20 protein-coding genes are annotated in these 19,204 nt (G+C 62.0%); 13 read left to right on the top strand and 7 right to left on the bottom strand.

Annotated features, from left to right (window positions below; genetic code table 11):
• Positions 1–42: 42 nt before the first annotated feature.
• The 8 genes from C5J24_RS17965 to C5J24_RS17930 all read left to right on the top strand — a co-directional run bounded on the left by C5J24_RS17965 (position 43) and on the right by C5J24_RS17930 (position 7,643).
• On the top strand, positions 43–972 hold the full coding sequence (locus C5J24_RS17965; RefSeq protein ID WP_105419756.1) for a LysR family transcriptional regulator: 930 nt from the start codon (positions 43–45) through the stop codon (positions 970–972).
• A 144-nt stretch (positions 973–1,116) separates the two neighbouring features.
• A complete protein-coding gene (locus C5J24_RS17960; RefSeq protein ID WP_105419754.1) occupies positions 1,117–2,646 on the top strand; it encodes an ABC transporter substrate-binding protein in 1,530 nt (509 codons plus the stop codon).
• A 232-nt stretch (positions 2,647–2,878) separates the two neighbouring features.
• The gene (locus C5J24_RS17955; protein WP_105419752.1) at positions 2,879–3,829 is read left to right on the top strand and encodes an ABC transporter permease; all 951 of its coding nucleotides are present in this window, start codon (positions 2,879–2,881) and stop codon (positions 3,827–3,829) included.
• Complete coding sequence (locus C5J24_RS17950) at positions 3,826–4,644, top strand: ABC transporter permease (protein WP_105400056.1); 819 nt, start codon at positions 3,826–3,828, stop codon at positions 4,642–4,644. Before C5J24_RS17955 ends, C5J24_RS17950 begins: the two co-directional genes overlap by 4 nt.
• 23 nt (positions 4,645–4,667) lie before the next feature.
• Entirely contained in the window at positions 4,668–6,062 is a 1,395-nt protein-coding gene (locus tag C5J24_RS17945; protein WP_105419750.1) for an amidase, read from the top strand.
• Positions 6,063–6,284: 222 nt separating this feature from the next.
• Positions 6,285–6,632, top strand: a complete 348-nt coding sequence (locus tag C5J24_RS17940) for a YqjD family protein (protein ID WP_105400059.1) — start codon at positions 6,285–6,287, stop codon at positions 6,630–6,632.
• Positions 6,632–7,087: a hypothetical protein gene (locus tag C5J24_RS17935; RefSeq protein WP_172724030.1), complete on the top strand. Its 456-nt coding sequence runs from the start codon at positions 6,632–6,634 to the stop codon at positions 7,085–7,087. The genes C5J24_RS17940 and C5J24_RS17935 overlap by 1 nt, the downstream gene beginning before the upstream one ends.
• A 244-nt stretch (positions 7,088–7,331) precedes the next feature.
• Positions 7,332–7,643, top strand: a complete 312-nt coding sequence (locus C5J24_RS17930) for a hypothetical protein (RefSeq protein WP_172724029.1) — start codon at positions 7,332–7,334, stop codon at positions 7,641–7,643.
• Positions 7,644–7,668: 25 nt separating this feature from the next.
• Here the strand turns inward: C5J24_RS17930 and C5J24_RS17925 are convergent, their stop codons facing one another.
• Together C5J24_RS17925 and C5J24_RS17920 are read right to left on the bottom strand one after the other, a co-directional pair.
• Entirely contained in the window at positions 7,669–8,235 is a 567-nt protein-coding gene (locus C5J24_RS17925; protein WP_037077490.1) for an RNA polymerase sigma factor, read from the bottom strand.
• The gene (locus C5J24_RS17920) at positions 8,232–8,414 is read right to left on the bottom strand and encodes a NepR family anti-sigma factor (protein ID WP_105400872.1); all 183 of its coding nucleotides are present in this window, start codon (positions 8,412–8,414) and stop codon (positions 8,232–8,234) included. The genes C5J24_RS17925 and C5J24_RS17920 overlap by 4 nt, the downstream gene beginning before the upstream one ends.
• A 171-nt stretch (positions 8,415–8,585) precedes the next feature.
• Between C5J24_RS17920 and C5J24_RS17915 the strand changes: the two genes are divergently transcribed.
• The 3 genes from C5J24_RS17915 to C5J24_RS17905 all read left to right on the top strand — a co-directional run bounded on the left by C5J24_RS17915 (position 8,586) and on the right by C5J24_RS17905 (position 10,731).
• Positions 8,586–9,380, top strand: coding sequence for a response regulator (locus tag C5J24_RS17915; protein WP_105400062.1), 795 nt, complete (start codon positions 8,586–8,588; stop codon positions 9,378–9,380).
• Between the two features lie 81 nt (positions 9,381–9,461).
• Positions 9,462–9,626, top strand: coding sequence for a DUF1328 domain-containing protein (locus C5J24_RS17910; RefSeq protein ID WP_105400063.1), 165 nt, complete (start codon positions 9,462–9,464; stop codon positions 9,624–9,626).
• A 163-nt stretch (positions 9,627–9,789) separates the two neighbouring features.
• Positions 9,790–10,731: a sensor histidine kinase gene (locus C5J24_RS17905; RefSeq protein WP_245446686.1), complete on the top strand. Its 942-nt coding sequence runs from the start codon at positions 9,790–9,792 to the stop codon at positions 10,729–10,731.
• A 379-nt stretch (positions 10,732–11,110) separates the two neighbouring features.
• On the opposite strand, the gene C5J24_RS17900 is transcribed toward C5J24_RS17905, so the two are convergent.
• The 3 genes from C5J24_RS17900 to C5J24_RS17890 all read right to left on the bottom strand — a co-directional run bounded on the left by C5J24_RS17900 (position 11,111) and on the right by C5J24_RS17890 (position 14,827).
• Positions 11,111–12,037: an ABC transporter permease gene (locus C5J24_RS17900; RefSeq protein ID WP_046668344.1), complete on the bottom strand. Its 927-nt coding sequence runs from the start codon at positions 12,035–12,037 to the stop codon at positions 11,111–11,113.
• Positions 12,030–13,040, bottom strand: a complete 1,011-nt coding sequence (locus tag C5J24_RS17895) for an ABC transporter permease (protein WP_046604447.1) — start codon at positions 13,038–13,040, stop codon at positions 12,030–12,032. Before C5J24_RS17895 ends, C5J24_RS17900 begins: the two co-directional genes overlap by 8 nt.
• Before the next feature lie 77 nt (positions 13,041–13,117).
• A complete protein-coding gene (locus C5J24_RS17890; protein ID WP_105419742.1) occupies positions 13,118–14,827 on the bottom strand; it encodes a peptide ABC transporter substrate-binding protein in 1,710 nt (569 codons plus the stop codon).
• Positions 14,828–15,152: 325 nt separating this feature from the next.
• Between C5J24_RS17890 and C5J24_RS17885 the strand changes: the two genes are divergently transcribed.
• Together C5J24_RS17885 and C5J24_RS17880 are read left to right on the top strand one after the other, a co-directional pair.
• The gene (locus C5J24_RS17885; protein WP_105419740.1) at positions 15,153–16,316 is read left to right on the top strand and encodes a M20 aminoacylase family protein; all 1,164 of its coding nucleotides are present in this window, start codon (positions 15,153–15,155) and stop codon (positions 16,314–16,316) included.
• Between the two features lie 16 nt (positions 16,317–16,332).
• A complete protein-coding gene (locus tag C5J24_RS17880; RefSeq protein WP_105400067.1) occupies positions 16,333–18,180 on the top strand; it encodes an ABC transporter ATP-binding protein in 1,848 nt (615 codons plus the stop codon).
• A 64-nt stretch (positions 18,181–18,244) separates the two neighbouring features.
• Here the strand turns inward: C5J24_RS17880 and C5J24_RS17875 are convergent, their stop codons facing one another.
• Together C5J24_RS17875 and C5J24_RS17870 are read right to left on the bottom strand one after the other, a co-directional pair.
• The gene (locus C5J24_RS17875; RefSeq protein ID WP_245446684.1) at positions 18,245–18,769 is read right to left on the bottom strand and encodes a hypothetical protein; all 525 of its coding nucleotides are present in this window, start codon (positions 18,767–18,769) and stop codon (positions 18,245–18,247) included.
• Entirely contained in the window at positions 18,756–19,076 is a 321-nt protein-coding gene (locus tag C5J24_RS17870; protein WP_105419738.1) for a nucleotidyltransferase domain-containing protein, read from the bottom strand. Before C5J24_RS17870 ends, C5J24_RS17875 begins: the two co-directional genes overlap by 14 nt.
• Positions 19,077–19,204 lie beyond the last annotated feature (128 nt).

Here is a 19,204-nt window from a genome sequence, read left to right as displayed (position 1 = left end):
GGTCCGCGTTTTCGGGCGACATGTTTCAGCCGGCAGGATCGCATGCAGCTTCGGGCGCTTATGTATTTCGACGAACTGGTCCGCACCAATTCGATGCGGGCGGCGGCCGAGAATCTCAACGTTGCAGCGACCGCCGTCTCGCGCCAGATCGAGAACCTCGAACACTATTTCGGCACGCCGCTCGTCGAGCGCAGCAACCGCGGCATCAAGCTGACTGCCGCTGGCGAACTACTGGCGGCGCGGGCAGGGCGGACGCTGCGCGAACTCGAACATGTCCACCAGCTGATTGACGACCTGCAGGGCCTGCAGCGCGGCAAGGTGGTGATCTATGCGAACGGTGCGACGGTCGCCAACCTGATCGCCCCGGTGCTTGCTGAATTCAGCCTGCGCTACCCGAAGCTGCGGTTCGAGGTGGCGATCACCAGTGCGCGCGAGGCGGTCGAGGCGCTCGCCGCCGCCGAGGCCGATCTGGTCGTGACGCTGTTTGCACCAAAGATATCCGGGGTGAAGGTGCGGCTGCGCTCCGAGATCACCTATGATGTCATCATGGCCGCCGACCATCCGTCCGCCGGTGCCAGGGAACTGACACTGCGCGATCTCGTCCACATGCCGCTCGCTCTTCCCGACAAGAATTTCGGCGCGCGACAGGCCTTCGAGGAACTGTTCGCCAAGGACGGGCTGGAGCTCGATCCGGTCTTCGTCACCGGCTCGCTGGAGATGCTGAAGGAACTGGTTCTGCGCCGCGCAGCGGTCACGCTGCTGCCGGCGCTTGCGGTGCAGCGCGAAATCGATTCCGGCCAGCTTGCGGCGGTGCCGATCACCGCCGGCAAGGCGGTGCGCACGCCGATCGATCTGTGTGTCGCGCCGGACCGCCAGTTATCGTTCGCGGCGGGCAAGCTCGTCGATTTCATCGAGCGCTTCATGCGCGGCGCCGATGCGCGCAAATCGGCGCCTAAAAGGGCAAACGCTTAATTACATTCGGTGTAGCGTTTTCGGCTACACAGAGGACACAAAATTCTGCATTGTGTGTGCACCTGCGAAATGACACACTTTTGGCAATCGACGATCCCGCAGGTGCCGATCAGGCGGGTCTCGTTCCAAAAAAGGGGATGACGGATGGGCAGGATGACGCTTTTGGGCTCTGCGACCATATTGAAGAGTGCAGCTTTTGGCCTTGCGATCAGCGCGGGCCTGCTTTTAGGGCAAACCGGCGCGGAGGCGGCAGCAAAAACCGCGATCACCGTCGGCATGGCGATCGAGCCGGCCGGTCTCGATCCGACGGTCGCCGCACCGGTCGCGATCGGCCAGGTGACCTGGCAGAACATCTTCGAAGGCCTGACGACCATCGACAAGGACGGCAAGATCAAGCCGCAGCTTGCCGAAAGCTGGCAGATTTCGCCGGATGGGCTGACCTACACGTTCAAGCTCCGCCAGGGCGTCAAGTTCCATAACGGCGTCGCCTTCGACAGCGCGGTTGCCAAATTCTCGATCGACCGCGCCCGCGGCGCGGATTCGGTCAATCCGCAGAAGCGCTATTTCGCCTCGATCGACACGGTCGAAACACCGGATGCGGCGACGCTGGTGCTGAAGCTCAAGCAGCCGGCCGGCAGCCTGCTTTACTGGCTCGGCTGGCCGTCCTCGAGCATCGTCGAGCCGAAATCGGCCGCCGACAACAAGACGACCCCGATCGGCACCGGCCCGTTCAAGTTCGTCAGCTGGTCGAAGGGTTCCAAGGTCGATCTCGCCAGGAATGCCGACTACTGGAACAAGGCCGTCTCCCTGAAGCTCGAGACCGCGGCCTTCCGTTTCATCAGCGATCCGCAGGCACAGGCCGCGGCGCTGAAGGCCGGCGACGTCGATGCCTTCCCGGAATTCGGGGCGCCGGAACTCATCAAGTCCTTCGAGGGCGACAAGCGGCTGACGACGGTCATCGGCAACACCGAGCTCAAGGTCGTCGCCGGCATGAACAACACCCGCAAGCCGTTCAGCGACAAGAAGGTGCGTCAGGCGCTGATGATGGCCGTCGACCGCACCACCGTTGTCGAAGGCGCCTGGTCCGGTTTCGGCACGCCGATCGGCAGCCATTACACGCCGAACGACCGCGGCTACAAGGACCTGACCGGCGTCTATCCCTATGACGCCGCCAAGGCGAAGGCGCTGCTTGCCGAGGCCGGCTTCCCGAACGGCTTCACCTTCACCATCAAGGCGCCGCAGATGGCCTATGCGCAGCGCACCTCACAGGTGCTGCAGGCGATGTTTGCGGAAATCGGCGTGACGATGAACATCGAGACCACCGAATTCCCGGCGAAATGGGTGGCCGACGTGCTGAAGGCCGCCGATTACGACATGACCATCGTCGCCCATGCGGAGCCGATGGACATCGACATCTATTCCCGCGATCCCTACTACTTCAACTACAAGAACCCGGCCTTCAACGACGTGCTGAAAAAGGTCGAGATGACCTCCGACGCCGCCGGTCAGGAAAAGCTCTACGGCGAGGCTCAGACCATCCTCGCCAACGACGTGCCGGCGCTCTTCCTGTTCGTCATGCCGAAGCTCGGTGTATGGGACGGCAAGGTAAAGGGCCTGTGGGAAAACGAACCGATCCCTTCGAACGTCCTGACGGATGTTCATTGGGTAGAGTGAAGCAGGCTTATGAGCTGGAATACAGTGGTAACCGCGAGCTCCCTCTTCTCCCCAGCGGGGAGAAGGTGGCCCGAAGGGTCGGATGAGGGGGGCGCAGCCAACACTTCGCCTTCCACTTTAGCTGCTGCAATCGATCCGCTGGATCGATTGGCCCGGCTCCGCCGGCCCCCTCATCGCCTCGCGTCCGCTCGGCACTTCTCCCCGTGGGGGAGAAGAGGGAGGTGATGAACCGATGATCTCCATCGTCATCCGCCGAACCTTGAGCCTTGCCGTGACGCTGCTCATCGTCTCGTTGCTGATCTTCACCGTCATGGACCTGCTGCCCGGCGATCCGGCGGCGATCATGCTCGGCACCTCGGCGAGCCCGGAAACGCTCGCGGCGCTGCAGAAACAGCTGGGTCTCGACCAGCCGCTCCCCGTGCGCTATCTCGCCTGGCTCGCCGGGGTCTTTCGGGGCGATCTCGGGCAGTCCTATACCTATGGCGTGCCGGTTGCGGGGCTGATCGGCGAACGGCTTGCCGTCACCCTGCCGCTGGCGCTGATCGCCATCGTGCTCTCGGTGGCGATCGCCATCCCGCTCGGCGTTCAGGCGGCGCGCAAGCACAACGGGCCTTTTGATTTCATCGCCGGATTGTTCTCCTATATCAGCATCGCGGTGCCGGCCTTCTGGGTCGGGCTGCTGCTGATCATCCTGTTCTCCACCATGCTCGGCTGGATGCCGGCCGGCGGGTTTCCCGGCTGGGATGCCGGGTTTCTTGCTGGCCTCAAGGCGCTCCTCCTGCCGGCCGTGGCGCTCGCCCTGCCGCAGGCCGGCGTGCTGACGCGCGTGGCGCGGGCCGCGGTTCTGGAGGTGATGAACGAGGATTTCGTGCGCACCGCCCGCGCCAAGGGCCTGAGCGAGGGCATCGCCATCTGGCGGCACGCCGTCCCGAACGCACTGGTGCCGGTGTTCACCATGCTCGGCCTGCAATTCACCTTCCTTATCGCCGGCGCGGTGCTGGTCGAGAACGTCTTCAACCTGCCGGGCCTCGGGCGGCTTGCCTATCAGGCGCTCTCCCAGCGCGACATCATCGTCATGCAGGATGTCGTGCTGTTCTTCTCGGCCCTGGTGATCCTGATGAATTTCCTGGTGGATCTCGCCTACCTGGTCGTCGATCCGCGCCTCAGGGCCGGTGCGCAATGAGGAAACTGCTTCGCCGCCCTGTCTTCCTCATCGGGCTCGTCATCACGCTGGTGCTGTTTGCCGTGGCGCTGCTGTCGCTTGTCTGGACGCCGTTCCCGCCGACGAAAATGAACATCGTCCACAAACTCAAGGCTCCCCTCGATTTCGGCCTCCTCGGCACCGACCAGTTCGGCCGCGACGTCGCCTCGATGCTGATGGTCGGAGCCTGGAATTCGCTGTCGACCTCCATTCTCGCGGTGCTTCTCGGCGCAAGCGTCGGCACGGCCATCGGCGTCGTCGTCGCCATGCGGCGGGGCTGGCTGGAACTCGTCGTCATGCGTGGCTGCGACATCATCTTCGCCGTTCCGCCAATCCTCTCGGCGATGATGCTCGGCGCCTTCATCGGCTCGGGCCGGTTCACGGCGATCATCGCCATCGGCGTGTTCATGGTGCCGGTCTTTGCGCGGCTTGCGCTCGGCGCTGCCCTGCAGATCTGGACGCGGGATTATGTCACCGCCGCCGTCAGCATGGGCCGCCCGAAAGCCAAGATCACGCTCGTGCACGTGCTGCCGAACATCTCCAACCAGATCATCGTGCAGGTGACGATCCAGCTCGGCCTCGCGATCCTCACCGAAGCCGGCCTCTCCTTTCTCGGTCTCGGCATGCCGCCGCCGACGCCCACCTGGGGGCGGATGCTGGCCGACGCGCAGACTTTCCTCGGCCAGGCACCGTGGCTGGCGCTGATGCCGGGGCTTGCCATCGCGCTCGCCGTGCTCGGCCTCAACATGCTCGGCGACGGCCTGCGCGACCTCCTCGATCCCCGCGACAATTCCTGATTTCGAAAAACGAAGATATTGCGATGAATGACCTCTTGAAATTGACGATCCGTGAGTTGCTCGATCTCTATTCGGCCAGGAAGCTCTCGCCCTCGGAATACTGGCTGGCGGTCGAGGACCGCATCGCCGCCTTCGAGCCACATGTGCAGGCGCTCTATCTCTACGATCCGGACAGCGCCAGGGCGCAGGCCGCAGCCTCCACCGGTCGCTGGATGAAGGGTGCGAGGCTTGGGGCGCTCGATGGCATTCCGGTGACGCTGAAGGAACTGATCGCCACCAAGGGGCAGCCGGTGCCGCTCGGGACCGCTGCGGTCGAACTGGTGCCGGCCATGGAAGACGCGCCCATCGCCGCGCGCATGAGGGAGGACGGCGCGGTGATCTTTGCCAAGACCACCTGCCCGGACTACGGCATGCTCTCCTCCGGCCTGTCGAGCTTCCACCGCCTCAGCCGCAATCCTTGGGATCTCACCCAGAACCCGGGCGGATCGAGCGCCGGCGCGTCGGCTGCGGGGGCGGCCGGTTTCGGCCCTCTGCATATCGGCACGGATATCGGCGGCTCGGTGCGCCTGCCGGCCGGCTGGACAGGGCTGTTCGGCTTCAAGCCGAGCCAGGGCCGTATTCCGCTTGATCCCTATTATGTGGGCCGCTGCGCGGGACCGATGACCCGCACCGTGGAAGATGCCGCCTTCTCGATGGCGACTCTGTCGCGTCCCGACTGGCGCGACGGCACCTCGCTGCCGCCCAACGATTTCGACTGGCTGGATTTCGACGTCGACGTCAGGGGTCTGAAGATCGGCCTGATGCTCGACGCCGGCATCGGCCTTGCCGTCGAGGACGAGGTTCGAGATGCGGTCGTGGCCGCTGCCAAACGCCTCGAGGAGGCGGGGGCGGTCATCATCCCCGTCGAACCGGTCATGAACCGCATCATGCTCGACGGGCTAGACAGTTTCTGGCGCTCGCGCTTCTGGGGCGATATCGAGAAAATGCCGGAGGAGCGCCGGGCGCTGATCCTTCCCTATATCTACCAGTGGGCGGAGGGCGGCACTTACATTTCCGGCGTCGAGGCGGTGCGCGGCTTCAACCAGACGATCGAGATGCGCAAGGCCTGCGGAAGGCTGTTCACCACAGTCGATGCGGTGATCTCGCCGACCAATCCGATCGTTTCCTATCCGGCGGAATGGGCCTCGCCGACCAACGATCCTTCGAAACCTTTCGAGCATATCGGCTTCACCGTGCCGTGGAACATGTCGGAACAGCCGGCCTCGTCGATCAACTGCGGTTTTTCGAAATCCGGCATGCCGATCGGCCTGCAGATCGTTGGCCCGCGCTACGACGACCTGCTCGTGCTGAAACTCTCCAGGGCCTTCGAACAATGGACCGGGGGCGTTTCCGCCTGGCCCGAGCCGCCGGCCCCTTAAGTTTTCCAAATCTTCCGGGTGATTTCCGCTTCGGTGCAACCGTGCCGGGGAACAATCGTGCCTTTGCAGCGTTCAACGGCGGCGACAAGAACCGTGAAGTGAGTGGCGTGCGCCGCTCGCTTGGGGGGACCGATCCCGTTCCACGTTTCCGACGCCGTTTGATTCTGCGCAAAGCCTTCCGCGGCGCGCATCCTCTAAGGTCCGCAAAACAGGAGATCCGATATGCCCGCAGCCAACCCCACGACCGACTTCGCCCGCAACGGCACCGGCCAGAATTCGTCAGCCAGCAAGGATGTCGAAGCCCAGATTCAGCAGCTCCGTGACGATATCGCAGCGCTTACCCGCAGCGTTGCCGCGGTTGGCACCGAGAAGGCCAGCGAATACAAGGGCAAGGCTCGCCGCGTCGCCGGCGATGCCGCCGACGCCTCGATGCACATGGTGGAAGCTGCGCGCGATCAGGCACTGTCTATGGAAAGGGACCTGGAGCGTCAGATCCGCTCCAACCCTATCCAGGCCGTCGCTATCGCCGCCGGCGTCGGCTTCCTGTTCGCGCTGCTGACGCGCCGCTGATGATGGCAGGACTTGGTCCCCTGTTGGCTTCGCTCGCCGCGATGGATGTCGCGGCGTTCACGCGCAGGCTCAAAAGAAACGCGGCCCTTTACGCGCTGGTGCTGCTTTTCCTGCTGACCGCTTATGGGCTGCTGGTGGCGGCGCTCGCCGTCTATCTCGCCGGCATATGGGGGGCGCCGATGGCGTTGCTGGCAGTCGCCGGCGGCGCGCTTGTGCTGGCACTCGCCGTCTATCTGTGGGTCGTGATCGCCAACGGTGCCGAACAGCGTCGCAAACGGGAAGCCGCAACCTCCAACAGTTCCAAGGCGCTGATGATGACGGCGGCTCTGACGGCATTGCCGTTGCTCGTCAAATCCCGCCCGCTGCTGCTCGTCGCGGTGGTCGGCGGTCTAGGCTTCCTCGCAGCGAAAACCATGGGCGCTTCGAGCCGCCGAGATTCCGAGCCGGCCGAGTAGCGGATTTTTCGGCCGCCCGATCGTCTACGGCTGCCTGCCTCGCGCAGGCGGCCATATTTCGCGTTGTGCTGGGGAGCTGCTCTCGACGAAAGAGGGCCTCCCAGAACAATAGCAGGCGGTTTGTGACCGCCCTGTGTCTTTTGTAAATGACTGGGCGTTCTTTCGGTGGTCTAGCCGATTTTCGTTGTCGAATCTCGGGCGGACTTAATTGTTGCGAATCCTCGTTGTCGATCGGGAGTTTCTGGTGGCCATGGAAGTGGAAACCGTTCTCACCGAAGCACTTGCCTGCGAGGTCAGGATCGCTACGCCGCGCACATACGCAATGGATCTGGAGCAAGGTCTGTTCGACGTCGTCGTCATCGACTCCGCCCTGATCCGTGGGGAGAGCGAGGATGCCGCGCTTCGGTTGAGAGCCTGCGGGGCCGGACTGGTTTTTACCACGCTCAGTGTCGACGACATGGACGGTCTGAAGGGTTGGGACGGAATAGCCGTCGTCGCAAAACCGTTCGATGACCACCACCTCGTCGACGCCGTCAAAAACGCCGCCCGGATGTGAGCGGCGTCTTCGCAAGTCTGGAAGATTAGCTGCCGAAGGCGCGGGAGGTGATCGCCGCGTCGCCTGCGTCCGGGCCGTAATCGCCCTCGCCGGATACGCCAAGCAGCTCCTGGAGGCGGGTGCGGGCGCGGCTGACGCGGCTCTTGATCGTGCCGACGGCGCAGCCGCAGATGGCAGCCGCTTCCTCATAGGCAAAACCGGCAGCGCCCACGAGGATGATCGCTTCGCGCTGATCGTCGGGCAGCTTGTCGAGGGCCTTGCGGAAATCCTGAAGGTCGAGCCTGCCGTACTGTTCCGGATGGACCGAAAACCGCTCGCTGAACAGGCCATCGCTATCCTGCACCTCGCGCCCGCGCTTGCGCATCTGGCTGTAGAATTCGTTGCGCAGGATGGTGAACAGCCACGCCCGCATGTTGGTGCCGGCGGTGAAGCTGGTCTGGTTCGCCCAGGCCTTCATGATCGTATCCTGCACGAGGTCGTCCGCCTTGTCGTGCCGGCCGGTCAGGGATACAGCGAAAGCGCGCAGATTGGGCAGCGACGCGAGGAGGTCGCGTTTGAAGCCGCGATCGTCGATCTCGTCTTCCTTACTCATTTTGCGTTCACCGGCTTAGCGTTCTTCTCTGCCTGTTCCAGGCGTTCGAGAAGATCGAGGAAACGATCCGGAATACCTTCTTCCTGTACTGCGTCGTAGAAGTCCCGTAACTTGCGGGATATGGATGCATTCGGCGGCACCGCTCCGGGTCGGACTTCATGGGGCTGGATTGCTGTCATCTCTTCTTTTTTTCTATTGTCGTCGTCACTCATCACGCGGGCAGCCTGTTGCGATATCGTCGGGCAGAAGAATTCCTGGCGGCAAAAAAAGTTCCACTCTTGCGGAACTTTTTTTCCAGGCCCACGTTCATAACAGGTCAATTGCCCACTGGGCACCGAGGGAGATTTTGTATGTCACTCACCACACGCGTTGCGTCTCACCTTCCATATTTGCGTCGGTATGCTCGCGCCGTCACCGGATCACAGACCTCGGGAGACGCCTATGTTGCCGCGGTCCTGGAAGCGTTGATCGCAGACGTTTCGATATTCCCCGAAACGTCCAAGGACCGTGTCTCGCTCTATAAACTCTTTGTTACAATTTTTGGTTCCACGAACATTGAGATTCGCCCCATCGAATCGCCGTTCGCCTGGGAGCAACGCGCGGCAGCCAATCTCTCGATGCTTCCCTCTCAGTCGCGGCATGCCTTTCTGCTGGTCTCGGTCGAAGGTTTCAGCATCGAGGAAGCCGCCGAAGTCCTGGAAGTCAGCACTGCCGAGGTGAACCGCCTGCTCGAAGACGCGACCCGCGAAATCTCACGGCAGGTGGCAACCGACATCATGATCATCGAGGACGAGCCGCTGATCGCCCTCGACATAGAGCAGATGGTGCAGGATCTCGGCCACCGCGTCACGGGCATCGCCCGTACCCACAAGGAAGCGGTATCGCTGTTCCAGTCCTCGCACCCGAAAATGGTGCTGGCCGACATCCAGCTTGCCGACGGCAGCTCCGGGATCGACGCGGTCAACGAAATCCTGAAGTCTTCGAGCGTGCCGGTGATCTTCATCACCGCCTTTCCGGAACGGCTTCTCACCGGCGAACGCCCGGAACCGGCCTTCCTGGTCACCAAGCCGTTCAATCCGGACATGGTGAAGGCCTTGATCAGCCAGGCGCTGTTCTTCAACGAAGCCGTCAGGGCCGCCGCTTGATCCCATCGGCGGCAGTCGGGCCGGCAGGCCGGAACAATATACAACAGGTGGGCGTTCTGGCGCATCCGAAGAGGAAAACCCATGTTGTATTATGCTCTTGTCTGCCTGCTCGTGGCGATCGTCACCGGTGCGCTCGGCTTCAGCGGCATAGCGGGAACGGCAACGGGTCTCGCCCAGCTCCTGTTTTTCCTCTTTCTCGCACTGCTGCTGATATCGCTGGTCGTCGGGTTGTTCCGGCGCGTTTGACGTCCTATAAAAGGCGGATAATCATGCTCATAAATGCGGGTATCCATGCGTTCGGCAGGCGCCCAGTTTTCCCAGCTAGCCCGCGGACGGAGTGAGGAATTTGGTGCATCCCCTGACATGGCAGCAGGCTGGTCAGAGTGATGACAAGTTACGTGAATTTTTCATGCCGGCGCTCGTGGATCTCGGCGCCAGCATCATGATCCAGGACGCCGGCGGGAACTACCTCTTCGTCACGCATCTTCCGGAGGTCTGGGCTGTCGAGCATGTCAGGACACCCACCGACGTCAGCCTGTTTGGCGAGGAGGTCGGGGCAAAGCTCGCGACCCTCAAGGACGGCATGACGGAAGCCGGGCGCAAGGGCCATATCGAGATTACCATCGGCACCGAGCAGATCTACGAGTTCCGGGTCCAGACGGTGGAATTCTCCAATGGCGGCCTGCATTTCGTCACCACGATCATCGACCGTTCCGAGGAGCGCCATCGCGAGCGGCTGCTACGTGCGCTGCTGCGGGAAGTCAGCCACCGCTCCAAGAACCTGCTCGCCATCATCCAGAGCATCGCGCTGCAGACGGCCCGTTATTCGGGCTCGCTGGAACTGTTTCTGCACAAGTTCCGGGGGCGGCTCTATTCCCTTTCGCAGAGCCAGGACCTGATCACCGATTCCAGCTGGCGCGGCGCCTACTTTTTCGAGCTGGTGCAGCAGCAGACGGAAAAATACCTGCCAGAGAACAAGCATCTGGTGCGCGTCCACGGCGACAATATTCTTCTGACGCCGAACGCCTCGCTGCATATCGGACTGGCGCTGCATGAGCTGATCGTCAACGCTGTCAGCCACGGCTCGCTTTTGCGCAGCGGCAGGGTGATCAACGTCACCTGCACCCGCATGCATCTCAACGGCCATGACTCGCTCGAAATGATCTGGGACGAGGTGCTGGACGCCAGCCGCAGTCCCGAAGATACCGAGGACTCGCTGAAAGCGCATTTCGGCAGCACCGTGCTGGAACGTGTCGTTCCGGCCTCCGTCAACGGCAAGGCGCAATACGTCATCTCCAGCGACCGCATCAGCTATCGGCTGGTCTTCCCGCTGGAGAGTGGCGGGGACTGAAAGAGAGTCGGTAGTAATTGGTCGTAGTGAGTAGTTTTCGAGGTCGGCCTGACGTCTCGCGACGAAGGTATTTACTGAAATCCCGCGCTCTGTCGTAGCGATCATCACCCACTACCCACAAAACTGAGCTGGCTCGGTTCCGATTGACGGAGCCGAGCCAGTTCGTCTCTTCGAGGGGGATTGAAGAGTATGTCCGAAGGCTTTGTAGGGCGGGGGACGGGGGGTCGCCTTCGAACATTCATATAACGAGCGCCCCGGAAATAGGTTCCGGCAGTTCGAAACTTTTTTCAAAATTTTTTCAGGGCTGTTTTTGGGGCTGGGCCGAATGAAAAATGGCGGCTTTGCAGCCGCCATTCGGATCGAGCCGGTGTCCGTAAGATCAGTGCTTGAGTGCCCTTGGGTCGAGCGCGTCGCGGATAGCGTCTCCCATGTAGTTGACGCTGAGCACCGTGGCGGAGATTGCCAGTCCCGGCCACAAAACGCGCGAAGGCGTGAGCTGCAGGAAGTTTGCCCCATCGAACAACAGCCGTCCCCAGGTCGGGAAATCCGAGGGAAAGCCGAGGCCGAGGAAGCTGAGCGCTGATTCCGTGATGATCGCCGAGGCGATGCCCAATGTCGCGGAAACCATGATCGAGCTCAGCACGTTCGGCAGGATGTGCTTGAGGATGATCCGATATTCCCGCATGCCGCTCGATTTCGCTGCCAGGATGAATTCCTGGCTTTTGACGGCCAGCACGTCGCCGCGCACGATGCGGGCGGTGTGCATCCAGCTGGTGATCCCGATCACGAAGACGATCAGGATGAAGATGCCGGTTTCGGGCCCGAATGCAGCCCGCAGGGTATCGCGGAACAGCATCAGGATGACGAGCAGCAGCGGCAGCAGCGGCAAGGCCAGGAACAGGTCGGTGATGCGCATCAGCGGCCCGTCGAGCCTGCGTATATATCCGGAAACCACTCCGACCAGCGTTCCGAGGAAGAGCGCCAGCAGCATGGCCGTGATGCCGACCGCAAGCGAGATGCGGCCGCCGGCAAGCACCTGGGCAAGCATGTCCTTGCCCAGGTTGTCGGTACCGAACGGATGAGCCAGAGACGGCCATTGGTTCTTGTCGCGGATGTTGATGGCGTTCGGGGCCACGCGGTGGATATACGGGCCGACGAAGACCGCCAGGACTATGAAGGTAAAGACGATAAGCCCGACGACGCCGCCTCTATGGGCACGGAACTGGCGCCAGATGTCTGCAAGGGCCGATCGGGTGGGAGTTGCCGCCTTGGCGGGCGGCGCGGTTGCGATGGTCGCATCAGTCATAACGGATCCTCGGGTCAAGAATGCCGTAGAGCACATCGGCGATAAGGTTGAAGAGCACGATCAGCACCGCGAAGATGAAGGTCAGGGTCTGGACGAGCGGGATATCGGCCCCCTGGACTGCGATGATCAGAAGTTGGCCTAGGCCATTCACGCGAAAGATCTGCTCGGTAATGATGGCGCCCGAGAAGATCGTCGGCACGCCGAGCGCGATCACGGTGACGACCGGGATCAGGCTGTTGCGCAAGACGTGGATGAGCAGAACCGATTTTTCCTTGACGCCCTTGGCTCGCGCCGTGCGCACGTAGTCCTGGTGCAGGTTGTCCAGCATCGAGGCCCGCACGAAACGGGTGATCTGCGACGCGTTGAAGAGCGACAGCACCGCCACCGGCAAGGCCATCTGCTTGATCTGCTGGACGAAGCTCGAGAAGTCGGTGACGACAAGGTTGGTGTCATAGACCGACGGGAACCATTGCAGGTAGGAGGAGAAGATCACCACCAGCAGCACGCCGGTGAAGAAGGTCGGTACCGAATAACCGACCATCGACACGAATGTGCCGATCTGGTCGAAGATCGAATACTGCTTGTAGGCGGAGATGACGCCGATCGGAACGGCGATCAGCACTCCGAACACATAGGCGAGACCGACGACCCACAGCGTCTGGGGCAGGCGCTGGACGATCAGGTCGACCACCGGGCTTCTGGTCGCCCAGGAAAGCACCCGCATGCGGTTCCCGTCGCCGAACTGCCAACCGGTCATGCGTTCGAGGATGTTGAGGGGTTCGTTGATGAAGAATTGCTGCAGCCAATAGAGGTAGCGGAAGAAGAACGGCTGATCGAGGCCGAGCGATGCGCGGATCTGTTCGCGGACCTCCGGCGGGATCGTCAACGGCAGGTCGCCGGTGGGATCGTTGGGTGCAAGATCAAGCAGCGCGAAAATGACGAAGCTGATAATCAGCAACGTCGGGATTGCGAAGAGCAATCGCCGCAAAGTGTATGTGAACATGCATAAGTCTCCAGACTAGCACGGAGAAGAAAATGCGGGCGCCGGGCCTGCCCCTGGGGCAGGCCCGGCGATCGGCATTACTTCGCGCGCGACCAGTCGGCGACGTTCCACAGTTCGCTGTCCCACGCATTCATCTTCACGCCGGCGAGCTTGAGAGAATGCGAGGAGACGCTGCCGCGGTGGACGAGCGGGATATGCGCGCCTTCCTCGGTCAGCATGTCGTTGAGCTGCTTGGCAAGCGTTGAGCGCTTGTCGAGTTCGGCGGTCTTCGAAAGCTCGCCGAGCAACTTGTCATAGGCCGGGTTGCAGTAACGCGGAATGTTCTGACCCTGCCAGCCGTTCGCCGGGCTAGGCACCTTGTCGCACAGCCATTCTGCGAGATACTTTTCCGGGTCGGTGCCGTCGAAGTTGTTGGTGTACATTTCGACGTCGGCATAGAACTTCTGGAAGGTGTCCGGGCTTGCCGGATCGCCGCCGAAGAAGACCGAGGCGCTGGCATTGCGCAATTCGGCACCAACGCCGATCTGTGACCACATGTCCTTCACCAGTTCCTGGGTCGCCTGGCGAACCGAATTGGTGGAGGTCGCGTAGAGGTAGGAGAGCTTCACGCCGTTCTTGGCGCGGATGCCATCCGGACCCTTCTTCCAGCCGGCATCGTCAAGCAGCTTGTTGGCTGCCACGAGATCCTGCTTCAGGCACCAGCTGTCGTTCTTGGTGGAAGCGACTGCTGCCGGTGCGGGCACGATGTTGCAGGTCGCCTTGCCGGCTGCGCCGTAACCGGCCTCGACGATGATGTCGCGGTCGATGGCGAGCGAAAGCGCGCGGCGGACTGCCGGGTCGGAGAGCGACGGATGCGGGCCAGCGTCCTTGGTGGAACGCTTTGCGCCAAGCGACGGATCGGCATTGTAGTGGTTGAGGTTGATACGTTCGACCTGCGTGCCGAAGGACGTCACCAACTTGCCCTTGCCGGCGGCAACCATCTTGGCGAGGATTTCCGGCTCTACCTGCATGTTCCAGGCATAGTCGTATTCGCCGGTTTCGAGAACGGCGCGCGCGGCCGACGCTGCATCACCGCCACCCTTGAGGGTGACCGACGCGAAGGCCGGCTTTGCCGTATCGCGGTAGTTCGTGTTGGCGGTCAGCGTGATGACGTCGTTCGGCTTGAATTCCTTGACGACGAAAGGACCGGTGCCGATCGGGCCGAAATTGGCGGAGGTGCAGCCCGGGGCCTTGGCGCCGACGCAGTTTTCGAACTGCTTCTTCTGGATGACCGGCGACTGCGCGCCGACGAAGGCGCTGTAGGGATAGGGCTTCGGTTCGGTGAATGTGATCTTGACCGTCTGCGGATCGGGCGCCTCGACGCTCTTGACGCCCTCGTACTGGGCGGCCTGGGCGCAACCGCCGTCCGGCGCGATGCAGTATTTCCAGGTGAAGATGACGTCGTCAGCGGTAAAAGGCGTGCCGTCCGACCACTTGACCCCTGGCTTGATCTTCCAGGTCATGCTCATCAGGTCCTTGGCGACGCCGCCGTTTTCGACGGTCGGAATCTCGGTGACCAGCGTCGGCACGAGCCCGCCCTTTTCGTCGTAGCGGGCGAGCGGTTCGATCACCATCGAGGACGCGTAGACTTCCTTGGTGCCGCCGGAGAGGTAGGGGTTCATCGTTGAAACGGCCTGCCAGAACAGGATCTTCAGATCCCCGTCAGTGCCGGGGGCCGCGTAGGCGGCCGAGCCTGCGAAGGCCAGGGCGGCTACGGTGCCGGCCAGAAGAAGTTTGAGGTTTTTCATGCTGCTATTCCCCTTATCGTTCTCTTATGAGTTGTGGTTGGGCATGCCGGTCAAGCCGGCTTTTTATGCCTCGGGACTGCGAAGTCGCCTTCCTCAACTTATTGACTTCGCAGCGTATTTCTTGTCCGTTCCTCCTCCGAAACTACTTCAAGAACAAGTTTCATCCTGCCGCTTTTGGCGAGCATGATCAAATTTTGAGCCATCTAAGCATAGGCCTATTTTCCGTTCAAGCCGGAAAATTGAAGCTTGCAAAATCGTGTCTTCGCGTCGCAATATCCGCTCCGACCAGAGTGGGAAACAGCAAGAAAACAATGAGGTCTGCGTAATGCCAGTCATCAATCGCGTCGCGGAAATGCAGGATCAGGTCGCCGAATGGCGGCGCCATCTTCACGAGAATCCGGAGCTGCTCTACGACGTTCACGAGACCTCGAAATTCGTCGCCGAGAAGCTGAAGGCATTCGGTTGCGACGTCGTCGAGACCGGCATCGGCCGCACCGGCGTCGTCGGCATCATCAAGGGCAGCCAGGGCGATGGGCCGGTGATCGGTTTCCGCGCCGACATGGACGCGCTGCCGATCCTCGAAACCTCCGGCAAGCCCTGGGCTTCCAAGACGCCCGGCAAGGCGCATTCCTGCGGCCATGACGGCCACACCGCCATGCTGCTCGGCGCGGCTCAATACCTTGCCGAGACCCGCAATTTCAAAGGCTCGGTCGCGGTGATCTTCCAGCCGGCGGAAGAGGGCGGCGCGGGCGCGCTGGCGATGATCAACGACGGCATGATGGAGAAGTTCGACATCAAGGAAGTCTACGGCATGCATAACGAGCCGAAGCTTCCGGTCGGCAGTTTCGCCACCCGCAAGGGCGGCATCATGGCGGCCGCCGACACGTTCGAGATCACCGTCCACGGCCGCGGCAGCCATGCCGCACAGCCGCACAATTCGATCGATCCGATCCTGATCTCCTCGCATATCGTGCTGGCGCTGCAGTCGATCGTCTCGCGCGAGACCGATCCCCTGAAGTCGCTCGTCGTCACCGTCGCCTCGATCCACGGCGGCGAGGCGAGCAACGTCATCCCCGCCTATGTCAAGATGGCCGGAACGGTGCGCACGCTGCTGCCGGAAACCCGCGATTTTGCCGAGAAGCGCCTGAGCGAAGTGGCGCAATCGACCGCGATCGCCCATGGCGCGACGGCCGATATCATGTATCGCCGCGGTTATCCGGTCACCTTCAACCACGATAACGAGACGGATTTCGCCGTCGAGGTCGCGGCCAAGGTTGCCGGCCCCAAGGCGGTTCAGACGGGCATGGCGCCGCATATGGGCGCCGAAGATTTTTCATACATGCTGGAGAAGCGCCCCGGCGCCTTCATTTTCATCGGCAATGGCGAGACCGCCAGCCTTCACAACGCTGCATACGATTTCAACGACGAGGCAATTCCCTTTGGCGTCAGCTACTGGGTCACGCTCGCCGAAACCGCGCTCGCCGCCTGATCCGAAGGAGATTTCCATGCTGCTTTCCGGCACTTCCATGGAACAGGGCGGTGGTTCGGTGACCCCGGTCCTGTCTGTCCGCAATCTTTCCACCTCGTTCCGGGTGAACGATGAATGGCGCACCGTGGTGCGCAACATCTCGTTTGACGTGGCACCGCGCGAGACGGTGGCGATCGTCGGCGAATCGGGCTCGGGCAAGAGCGTCACTTCGCTGTCGATCATGCGGCTGCTGCCGAAGAATTCGAGCAGGATCGAAGGCCAGGTCTTCCTCAACGGCCGCGAATTGCTGTCGCTGCAGGAAGAGCAGATGCGCCGCGTGCGCGGCAAAGACATCTCGATGATCTTCCAGGAGCCGATGACCTCGCTTAACCCGATCTTCCCAATCGGCAAACAGATCGCCGAGGCGCTGACGGTCCATACCGACATCAGCAATGCCGATGCGAAGAAGGAAGTCATCCGCCTGCTCGAAAAGGTGCGTATCCCCAACGCCTCGTCGCGTTTCGACGAATATCCCCACCAGTTTTCCGGTGGCATGCGCCAGCGCGTTATGATCGCCATGGCACTGGCGGCGAGACCTAAGTTGCTGATCGCCGACGAGCCGACCACCGCGCTCGACGTCACCATCCAGGGCCAGATCCTCGACCTCATCAAGGTGCTGCAGGAAGAGGAGGGCATGTCGGTCCTCTTCATCACGCACGACATGGGCGTGGTGGCCGAGGTTGCCGACCGGACGATCGTCATGTATCGCGGCGATGCGGTGGAGACGGGCGAGACCGGCGACATCTTCCACCGCGGCCAGCATCCCTATACCCGCGCACTTCTGTCCGCCGTGCCGCGTCTCGGCTCGATGGGCGAGCGCAAGCTGCCGTTGCGTTTCCCGATCGTCGATATCAAGACCGGCGAACAGATGCTGCTTGCCGACGTCACCGACACGGTCGGCAAGGGCAAGACGCCGATCCTGGACGTCAAGGACCTGACCACCCGGTTCGACATCCATTCCGGCCTGTTCGGCCGCAAGTCCGGCGCGGTCCATGCGGTCGAAAAGGTCTCCTTCGATCTGTTCCCGGGCGAGACGCTGTCGCTCGTCGGCGAATCAGGCTGCGGCAAGTCGACCACCGGCCGCTCCGTCACCCGCCTGATCACGCCGACCAGCGGCGAGGTCACCCTCGACGGCTATGAGGTCATGAAGCTCGATCAACCGACGCTGCGCCAGATGCGCCGGTCGATCCAGATGGTCTTCCAGGATCCGTTCGCCTCGCTGAACCCGCGCATGAGCGTCGGTTCGGCGGTCATGGAGCCCTATATCGAGCACGGCCTCGGGACCAAACAGCAGGCCCGCGACAAGGCGGCGAGCCTGATGGAGAAGGTCGGCCTTTCTGCCGACATGATGAAGCGCTTCCCGCACGAGTTTTCCGGCGGCCAGCGCCAGCGCGTAGCGATCGCCCGCGCCCTGATGCTCGACCCGAAGATCATCGTCGCCGACGAAGCGGTCTCGGCGCTCGACGTGTCGATCAAGGCGCAGGTCTGCAACCTGCTCCTCGACCTGCAGCAGAGCCTGAACCTCGCCTTCCTGTTCATCAGCCACGACATGGCGGTGGTCGAACGGGTCAGCCACCGGGTGGCGGTCATGTATCTCGGCGAGATCGTCGAGATCGGCCCTCGTGCGGCAGTGTTCGAAAACCCGCAGCATCCTTATACGAGGAAGCTGATGTCCGCCGTGCCGATTCCGGACCCGTCCCGCCGGCGGATCAAGCGCAACATGTCGACCGACGAGATCAAGAGCCCGATCCGCCCGGTCAACTACGTGCCGCCGAAGCGGGAGTACCGCGAGGTGAGTGCGGGGCATGTGGTGCAGGTGGCGTAGCACATTGAGGTGGTTGAGAGCCTATGCTCGTGACATCAACCCCGCACGATCCGGATCGTGCGGGTTACCGACCGGGGGCGCCGGCTGATCCATCGCCGTCGTCATCCGTATCTTCAGCGGCCATCGTCTTTTCCAGCCGGACAATGGCATCCACAAATGATGGAAATGCTTCGCGAATTCGATCCAGGTTCTCGATCACCTTGTCGGCTTTCAGGTCGAAACCGTATCGGTGCCGAACGAGATGGCGGAAGGCTTTCAGTTCCGTCAGAGATTCGTATAGCTCCGTGTCGATAACGGACGGACGCATGCCGTCGATTTCGGCCGACATCTGGTCCAGAACATCCTGATGCATTGTCGGTCCGCTGGGAACGAGACCGTCCACGTCCCGTGCCAGGCTCAGAAGACTGTCCTCAATGCCGTTATAGACGTTATGGATACCCAGCGAGATGGCTGACAGTGCGCCCCATTCTCCATCGGAAACCTCCTGGGAATGTCGCGCGACAAAGCTTTCGAGCTGTTCCAGCTCCCGTTCCGCGCGCGCGATCTTCGGTGACAAGCGTGAAAAAGCCGGAAGGCTAAACGCAGCCATCTAAAAGCTCCTGTACCCTGTCGGCGGTCATATCGGCCTCGAAGATCAGATCGTAGGGAATATCCGTCCCTCTCATGTGATCCGCGACGAGTCGTTCGATAAAAAGTCTGCGCGCAGGGTCGACCGGGCCGCTCACCAGGAGGTCGACATCAGAATGTAAATGAAAACTGCGTTTCGCCAAGGAGCCGATGATGCGCATCTCGACGCCATGCTTGCGGGCGTCTTCCAGTATGCGTTCGGCGCGAACCGACGCGGTTTTTTGTCGCGTTTCCGCTCGGCGTTCGATCAGCGCTTCCATCCGGTTCATGCACGGGTTCCCGGCTATTACCATTCTTCTTCAGCTTATATCATTTCTCAGCGGGCTCAAAGGCAGCGCAACGGTCACACGAGGGTATGCGCGGCGACGACGCAGGTGCAATGTGGCCGCGACGGCAA

Source organism: Neorhizobium sp. T25_27 (assembly GCF_002968565.1).
Lineage (GTDB): Bacteria > Pseudomonadota > Alphaproteobacteria > Rhizobiales > Rhizobiaceae > Neorhizobium > Neorhizobium tomejilense.
The sequence above is the reverse complement of the archived record's forward strand: the minus strand, read 5'-3'. Positions and strand labels throughout refer to the sequence as shown.